Genomic DNA, 7,222 nt, shown 5'->3' on the forward strand with positions numbered 1-7,222 from the left:
AATATCATGTTAAGGATTAGTGCACCCTATATAAGCCAAACCTGCATTGGGATTATTGGGGATCAGCAGTATATTCTTAAGTCCCGAAACTGCTTGGCCATAGAATACTGATGAGGGACGATGGCCTTTAGACAAAAATCCCCCAAAAAAAATTAAAAAAAAAAATAACCAATAGCAGGAATGATTCAATATTTGGTGTATAGATGGCGCCAGTGGTGCTACAACTTTATGAGCCTTAGTCGTCCTTGTGCTATTAGCACTGCTTTCCTACATTATTTATTGTAATAAAACTGGCAAATAATAGCACAATTAAGGCCCAGCCTATGTACTGCCGTTGAATATCATTCATAACGTAGTATCTCCGCAGGATCTTGCTCTGCTGCCTGCAGTGCAGGAGCAATCGTTGCTAAAAATGTTAAGAGTAATGCAAGCGCAGAAACATTCACTGCATCTTGAGGAACTAATATCACTGGCAAACTTGAAAAAAAGTATATCATAGGATCCAGTAGTTTAACGTTAGTAATATTTTCTAAAAACACTCCAATATTTTCAATATTGAGAGAAGAAACAGCACCTATAATAGAGCCAAGACAAGTTCCTACAAAGCCAATCAGTAATCCACAAGTGCAAAATATGCGCATAATGCACTTGTTGCACCAAATGTACGCATGATTGCAATCGCGGATTTCTTTTCTTGCACTATCATCATTAAATTTAAGACAATTTTGAATGCTGCCACAATTATAATCAAAGTATGAATTAAAAACATCACATTTCTTTCAGTTTTTAAAGCATGAAAATAGTGGCTATGTTGTAATTGCCAAGTTTCAGCTTCCATTCTCCTTTCTTTTTTTATAACACTTTTTAGCTCATTAGCCCCAGTAATGTCATCTATAAATACTTCTATATTCCTCAAACTATCTTTATAATTAAAAAAAGCCTGTGCTGATTTTATGGGCATATATATTAAAGTACTATCATACTCAAACATACCCATATCAAATATTGCTACAACCTCATATTTTTTCATTTTCGGCATTTCATCAAATAATGCATCACATCTTTCAGGTGATATTTGCACAATTTTATCACCATAATCGACGTTCAAAGCTTCTGCCAATCGTGTCCCTATTATTACCCCTTAATCAAATATTTTTACATTTCCCACAATTACATTATTTGTAACAGTAGCATTATTAAATAAGCCTTGAGCTGACACGCCTCTCACTACGCTACCTGCAATTCTACCATTTGCTGCAAGGATAACTTGGTCACTGGTCATAGAAGTGGCTTTTAACACACCTGGAATTTTCTCAATGGATTTTGATAATCCGAATTTATGCTTTTAACAAAATAGACATTAATATGGATATTAATATAACATTACCACTTTTAGCGTTGCAACTCCAAGAGCAATGCCGACGATAGAAAACGAAGTCATTATAGAACAAAATCTGGCATTTTTTGCCCGCAAGTAGCGAATAGCCATAATAATTTCAAAAGCGATGGACATTCTATATTCTTGAAACCTCTATAATTGTCGACTTTTCCCTACTCTAAAACTATAGATTTTTATTTCTTGAAATTTAAAATGCTCCTAGAGTACTCTAGATCCTGCTAACAAGATTACAGTAGCTATAAGGAATTTACTGAAATAAGGCAAAAGAAACCCTGGTTACTGTCTGTTTTAAAAACTTGGCGTTAATGTCTATACGCTCGACAACTTGGAATACCCATACTTTCATGATAAGGGAATGTTGAAGTTTGTCAAGCATTTTTTTTTAATGAAAGAAATAAGATTGATTAAGTTTTTTAACTAATTTTGAAAAAAGGCAAAAGAATCCCGTGGTGCGAGTTTTGACTCTTTAATAATGTAATTTGGCGCTGTAATAATGAGCTAACGCTTATTTTATTGGCTGCATGTGAAAAAATTCCCAATAATTTCGCCAATAAATACCTTAAGTTTTTTTACTGAATTTTTGTCATTGATCCTGGAAACACAAGTTTTGAGTCAGAAATACCCTTAAAGACATGATATGGGGAGGTTTTAAATCATTTTTAGTGGGGCTACTTGAATGATAGGGGTAACACAAAAAAATGTTTATGGCTAATCTTTAGGTCGAATATGGAATTTCAATAAATTTAACTTTTTTATGAGATTGTGCAGCAATAATAAATAAATTGATAGGGAAAAGTTATGGCAATAGAGGAGGAAGAGTCTTTTAAAATAATACAGAAAGTTTGTGAGAGTGAACATCTGAAAGAGGATAATTTGCTTCAAAAAATAAAAGATGAATTATATGAGGTAGAAAAGAAGTTACCTGAGGAAGATTGTGGGGAACAAGTTTAAAAACGGCCTCTGGAAAGATCATCTATTCAGTGTAAAAACTTCAAATGGACCTGTAGATGACACATTGTTGCATCTTGCTGTAGAAAGTAACAATGTATTGACGGTAAAACTTCTGATAAAGAAGACAGTCAGAGTTGATATGCGAATCAAAGATGGATCCAGTAATGGATTAACTGCTTTGCACATTGCTGCTTTGCATGGCTAAGATAGTACAGCTTTTATTAGATGCTAACGCAAATCCTTCACTAGATAATCAAGGCCTAATTCCAAGAGAAATAGTTGATAATGTTCCAAACAAGAATACCATAGTAGAAATATTGGAGACAGGAGAAAAAAATTATTCGCAGAAGAAAGCAAAAGATCGTAACATAAAGATTAAAGAAGGAGGTCGCTATCATCTATCTCAGGATAGTCATAAAACTCAGGCAAGCTTAGCCGTGAACAGAGATAATGTAACTACTGTATTAGGAAATGGTAAAGGAAAATTAGAAGCACTAAGAGTGCAAGCGTGGGATGAAAGTAAGAAAGAGAGTAATGGCAATGTTCAGAGTAAACAGACCTCTTCTAATTCGATTACTGATGAGAGTAGTAATAAATACCCAAGCGTTAAGGATAGAATAGAATTTTTTAAGTCATTGCAGGAAGGAAATGCTGTAGCGAAAGGATTGAAAGAGATAGAACAGCAATTTAATGGTCAGCCTTTGGGACAATATGATGCTACGTGTAATGATGAGCAGTTTTTTAAATGAGAGTAGCAGTGACAATAGTGGTCTGTGGTTAGAGCAAGAATTGATAGAAAAAGGGGCTAAGTAAAAAAAAAAACATGTGCTCAGCTAGAGGAGGGGCAGAAAGAAAATCAATCACTAAAACGAAAAATACGCGATCTAGAAAGTGAAAACGTAACACTTAAGAATGAATTAGAAAAAACAAAAAATCAGAACTCTAATTATATAGCTGAAAATGAGACTAAGTAGGAAGCATTTAATAAACTCGATGAAGAGAATAGGTCGCTGAAATAAAAAATAGAAGATCTGAAAAGTGAAAATGCAGCACTTAATAGCGAATTAGAAGAAACAAAAAATCAGCATTCTAAATATGTAGATGAGCACGAGGCTGAATTGGAAGCATTAAAAAAACAAAACCAAGAAGAGAGTAAATCACTGGAACAAGAAATAAAAAATCTGAAAAGTTAAAATGCAAAGCTTAATATCGAATTAGAAGAAAACAAAAATCAGCATTCTCAAACAAGTGAAGTATCATTAAAAAAAGTAGAAAAAAAGCCACTGTTATCAAAAATTGCCTACGTGAGCCTTGTAACAACATCAATGATAGGTTCTATCCTCAGTCTTGTTTCGGGATTGTTTGTTCTATCGATGATTGCAACTTCTGTGACATCCGCGTTAGTAGCTGGCGGCATTACATACACAATGTCAAAACCCACCACTGAATTGAAAGAGGTAGCTATTGAAGGCTTGGTGCAACATGGTGTTGGTAAGGTTTAGAAATTTATCTCAGTTTTCTTCCCTACTGAGTAAAACCACTGTTAAGCTTTGTAATTTTTAACACTAATAATTAATTAATAAATACATTTCTATAATTAATAATAGTATTAGTTAAGGTAAAAGTATATGTCAGATAAATCAAAAATAAAACGTGCTTTACATTCAATCAATAATGTAGGCGATAAACTATTAGAAAAGGTTACAAATTATGGCTACTCTATTTTGAAGATTTTGTCAAAAAAAGTTGCTAATAGAGTTTTCTCTAATGCCAAAAGTTTATATGGAAAGTTTACAAAAAGTGGATCTTTTGATCTTAAACAGACTATAAGATCTCTGAGTTACCAGATAAATATAGATCTACTGAAAAAGTGGCGGTGTATTCAGAACAGGAATAAAAGAAAGAATGGAAAAACTTCGATATGCAATAAAAGAATTTGGCAAGGCAAGTCTAAAATCAGGTAACTACCGCGTGCCAAAAGAAGAACAGGTGACTATAGATCTTGGTAATAAATCAGTAATTGATCACTACACCGGCATTTTGTATAAAGCACCTCCAATGTTTGAAGAAGTTGCATATATGAAAGAGGTGGGAACCAAAGAAAGAAAAAGCTATAAGGAACTTTCGGGACTTTAAACATCCGTTAAACGTTTCTCGTTAACAGAGCAAGCTGAAAACACAAAAAGTATAGAAAGGGACTTAAAATGTGAATATAGGCTGTTTGATCAACGCGGTAATTTATACGATACGAGCGACAAGATAAGCAAAGATCAAAAAGGAATTGTAGCATACTCTATTACGCTTGATGGTAAGTTAGTTACTTCACAACATATCCGACCGAGTGACAATATTAAATATGGGTATTACCACTCAACACTTCTTGGTGGTAAGCCAGGATTATGTTTTGGTATGATGAAAGTAAAGGATGGAAAAATAACTGAAATTGATACCTTTAGTGGTCACTATAAACCAACTCAAGAAAACTTGTATAATGTCGCCTTTCTCAAGTCAGAGCTAAAAAACGTTTTTGCTGATGATATAAAGATAACAACAGCAAGTTTCTCACACAATAAGAGAAAAAGGTATACTCGAAAACACTATACATTCAGAAACTACAAAGCAATTTGCACAAAGAATGGAAACGAAAGGAACAGATGACTTAACAATGCCACAGAGATATTTTGGAGCATTACGTAACTGCAATGCAGCGTATAAGGAGATGTTAGATAAATCTAAATCGAGCCATCCTGAAAAAGTTGCCAATGAAAGAACAAACAATAGTGAAAGAACAAGGTGATGTATGTTCCATAGAGCAAAACTTTTGCTCTATGGAACATACTGCTTTACTAGCCCCTGGTAACTTTGATATAGTTGCCTTAGTTAAAGTCTATAAAAATTTATAAAGGCAACCTTGAGTGTAAGAGAAGCTTTATGCACAGCAATCAGAGAAGAAATGCAAAACGATCCTGACGTGTTTATCATGGGTGAAGAAGTTGCAGAATATGACGGTGCTTATAAAGTAACAAAAGGATTGTTGAAAGAGTTTGGAGAAATTAGGGTGGTTGATACACCTATTACCGAACATGGATTTTCTGGCCTTGCTGTTGGAGCAGCATTTGATGGACTTAGGCCAATCGTTGTGTTTATGACCTTTAATTTTTCTATGCAGGCTATCGATCAAATTGTGAATTCTGCAGCAAAAACAAATTATATGTCAGATGGACAACTCGGATGTCCCATAGTATTTCGCGGACCAAATGGCGCTGCAGCAAGAGTTGCTGCGCAACACTCTCAATGCTTTGCATCTTGGTATTCGCATGCACCAGGATTAAAAGTAATAGCACCTTATTTGAGATTGTAGAGGTCTGCTTAAAGCTGTAATTCGTGATCCAGATCCAGTGATATTTCTAGAAAACGAGATTGCTTATGAACATGAGCAAGAAGTTCCTGACTCTGAGCTATCGAATAAAGACTATCTGCTTGAGATAGGCAAAGCTGCTATTGTACGGGAAGGAAAGGATGCTTTCTCACTGAAATTAATGGATGCTTTAAATATAGCAGATTTACTCTCTAGTAAAGGTATAGAAGCTGAAGTTATTGACTTGAGAACCTTAAGGCCGCTTGACACTAAAACTGTTATTAATTCTGTCAAGAAGACTAATATGCTGGTTAGCGTAGAAGAAGGTTGGCCATTTGCAGGAATAGGAGCAGAGCTTTCGGCTATTGTTATGGAACAGGGATTTGACTGCCTTGACGCCCAAGTTGTATGTGTAACTGACTAGGATGTTCCTTTACCCTATGCTGCAAATCTGGAGAAAAAGCATTACCACAAGTGGAAGATATAGTTGAAGCTGTACATCAGGCCAGCTTTAGAAAAAATAGATCTCCTGTATAACCCGCTTTCGATAATATTGTCTCTTAGTCAGGGATATAATATTGTCTTAGAAAGAAGATCTTTACAGATGAAAGCAAAACTCAATACATTTTTAATATTTTTATAGAAATCTATTAGAATCGTTTTGTATGCTTTTTTCTAATGGCTATTTTTAGATGCTTAATGCTCCTTTTTATCATTTTTATCATTCAGGGATATAATAAAGACCTTATCAAAGTAGACGACAAAGATCATATGATATAAGTGAGCACCTAAAGCATTGTAAGGACAGAATGTCTCTTTCGGGAAACGTCGTACCAGCAGTACCAGAAATTGTGCCTTTGCCCATAAAGTTTCCTGATCTTACAGCCAGTAGTCAGCTTATTTCGATTAATATTAGTGAAGAAGTTCCAGTAAAGGATTTGCTAATTGAGATAGGAAAACTTTCTGACATTAACTTAGATATAGATCCAAAAATATCATTTTAAAGTTGAAAGATAAAAATAATAAATGAAGTAATTCAGAGCATGGCTGATAGCGCCAAACTGCGTTGCTCGACAAGTAATGGTGTGATTAGAATTGAACAGGATTTACCATATGCACTAAACTATTACGTAGATTTCATCAATATTCAACACTCTGCTCAAAGTAGCTTTGCTGTTAATAACAACATTACTAGTAGTAATGTTGATAAGGATTACAATAGCGTTATGAAATCTCAATATAGCAGTGATTCGTGGAATTCATTGGAAAATGGTTTGAATGCAATAATGGCTGTCAATGGTGTAGATGATGGAGAATTTCTTTTGTCTATAATAGAGAAGCTGGTGTTATTATTTTAAATGCTTGGAAAAATATCCATAGAGCTGTCGAATAATATATTAATAAGGTTAAGCAGTTAGCGTCTTCTCAAGTAATGATAGAAGCAAAGATAGTTGAAGTTGTATTAGGCGACAAATACCTTTCTGGTATCAACTTAAATGACTTGCGCGATGAAA

Annotated in this window: 7 protein-coding genes and 3 pseudogenes; 8 read left to right on the top strand and 2 right to left on the bottom strand. The window is 34.4% G+C overall.

Going from position 1 to position 7,222, the window contains the following annotated elements; translation table 11 throughout:
• Positions 1 to 341: 341 nt before the first annotated feature.
• Positions 342 to 1,513: pseudogene (locus HET73_RS09490) on the bottom strand (lipoprotein-releasing ABC transporter permease subunit).
• Between the two features lie 684 nt (positions 1,514 to 2,197).
• Here HET73_RS09490 and HET73_RS04920 point away from each other — a divergent pair.
• Genes HET73_RS04920 through HET73_RS04930 form a run of 3 tightly spaced genes read left to right on the top strand, consistent with a single transcriptional unit; the run spans position 2,198 to position 3,099 of the window.
• Positions 2,198 to 2,350: a hypothetical protein gene (locus HET73_RS04920; RefSeq protein WP_174134118.1), complete on the top strand. Its 153-nt coding sequence runs from the start codon at positions 2,198 to 2,200 to the stop codon at positions 2,348 to 2,350.
• Complete coding sequence (locus tag HET73_RS09495; protein WP_174134119.1) at positions 2,334 to 2,555, top strand: ankyrin repeat domain-containing protein; 222 nt, start codon at positions 2,334 to 2,336, stop codon at positions 2,553 to 2,555. The genes HET73_RS04920 and HET73_RS09495 overlap by 17 nt, the downstream gene beginning before the upstream one ends.
• Positions 2,548 to 3,099 carry a hypothetical protein gene (locus HET73_RS04930; protein ID WP_174134120.1) on the top strand — a complete coding sequence of 184 codons (552 nt, stop codon included), beginning with the start codon at positions 2,548 to 2,550 and terminating at the stop codon, positions 3,097 to 3,099. Before HET73_RS09495 ends, HET73_RS04930 begins: the two co-directional genes overlap by 8 nt.
• Before the next feature lie 551 nt (positions 3,100 to 3,650).
• Here the strand turns inward: HET73_RS04930 and HET73_RS09090 are convergent.
• On the bottom strand, positions 3,651 to 3,776 hold the full coding sequence (locus HET73_RS09090) for a hypothetical protein (protein WP_281356029.1): 126 nt from the start codon (positions 3,774 to 3,776) through the stop codon (positions 3,651 to 3,653).
• Between the two features lie 202 nt (positions 3,777 to 3,978).
• Between HET73_RS09090 and HET73_RS04935 the strand changes: the two genes are divergently transcribed.
• From HET73_RS04935 to HET73_RS04955, 5 genes and pseudogenes are all read left to right on the top strand, one after another.
• Positions 3,979 to 4,314, top strand: a complete 336-nt coding sequence (locus HET73_RS04935; RefSeq protein WP_174134121.1) for a hypothetical protein — start codon at positions 3,979 to 3,981, stop codon at positions 4,312 to 4,314.
• Between the two features lie 7 nt (positions 4,315 to 4,321).
• Positions 4,322 to 4,486, top strand: a complete 165-nt coding sequence (locus HET73_RS04940; protein ID WP_174134122.1) for a hypothetical protein — start codon at positions 4,322 to 4,324, stop codon at positions 4,484 to 4,486.
• A gap of 499 nt (positions 4,487 to 4,985) precedes the next feature.
• A complete protein-coding gene (locus HET73_RS04945) occupies positions 4,986 to 5,147 on the top strand; it encodes a hypothetical protein (RefSeq protein ID WP_174134123.1) in 162 nt (53 codons plus the stop codon).
• A 102-nt stretch (positions 5,148 to 5,249) separates the two neighbouring features.
• A pseudogene (locus HET73_RS04950) lies at positions 5,250 to 6,245 on the top strand (pyruvate dehydrogenase complex E1 component subunit beta).
• A 141-nt stretch (positions 6,246 to 6,386) separates the two neighbouring features.
• Positions 6,387 to 7,222 (top strand): annotated as a pseudogene (locus tag HET73_RS04955) (type II secretion system protein GspD); the annotation flags it as partial.

Source organism: Wolbachia endosymbiont of Atemnus politus (assembly GCF_013309895.1).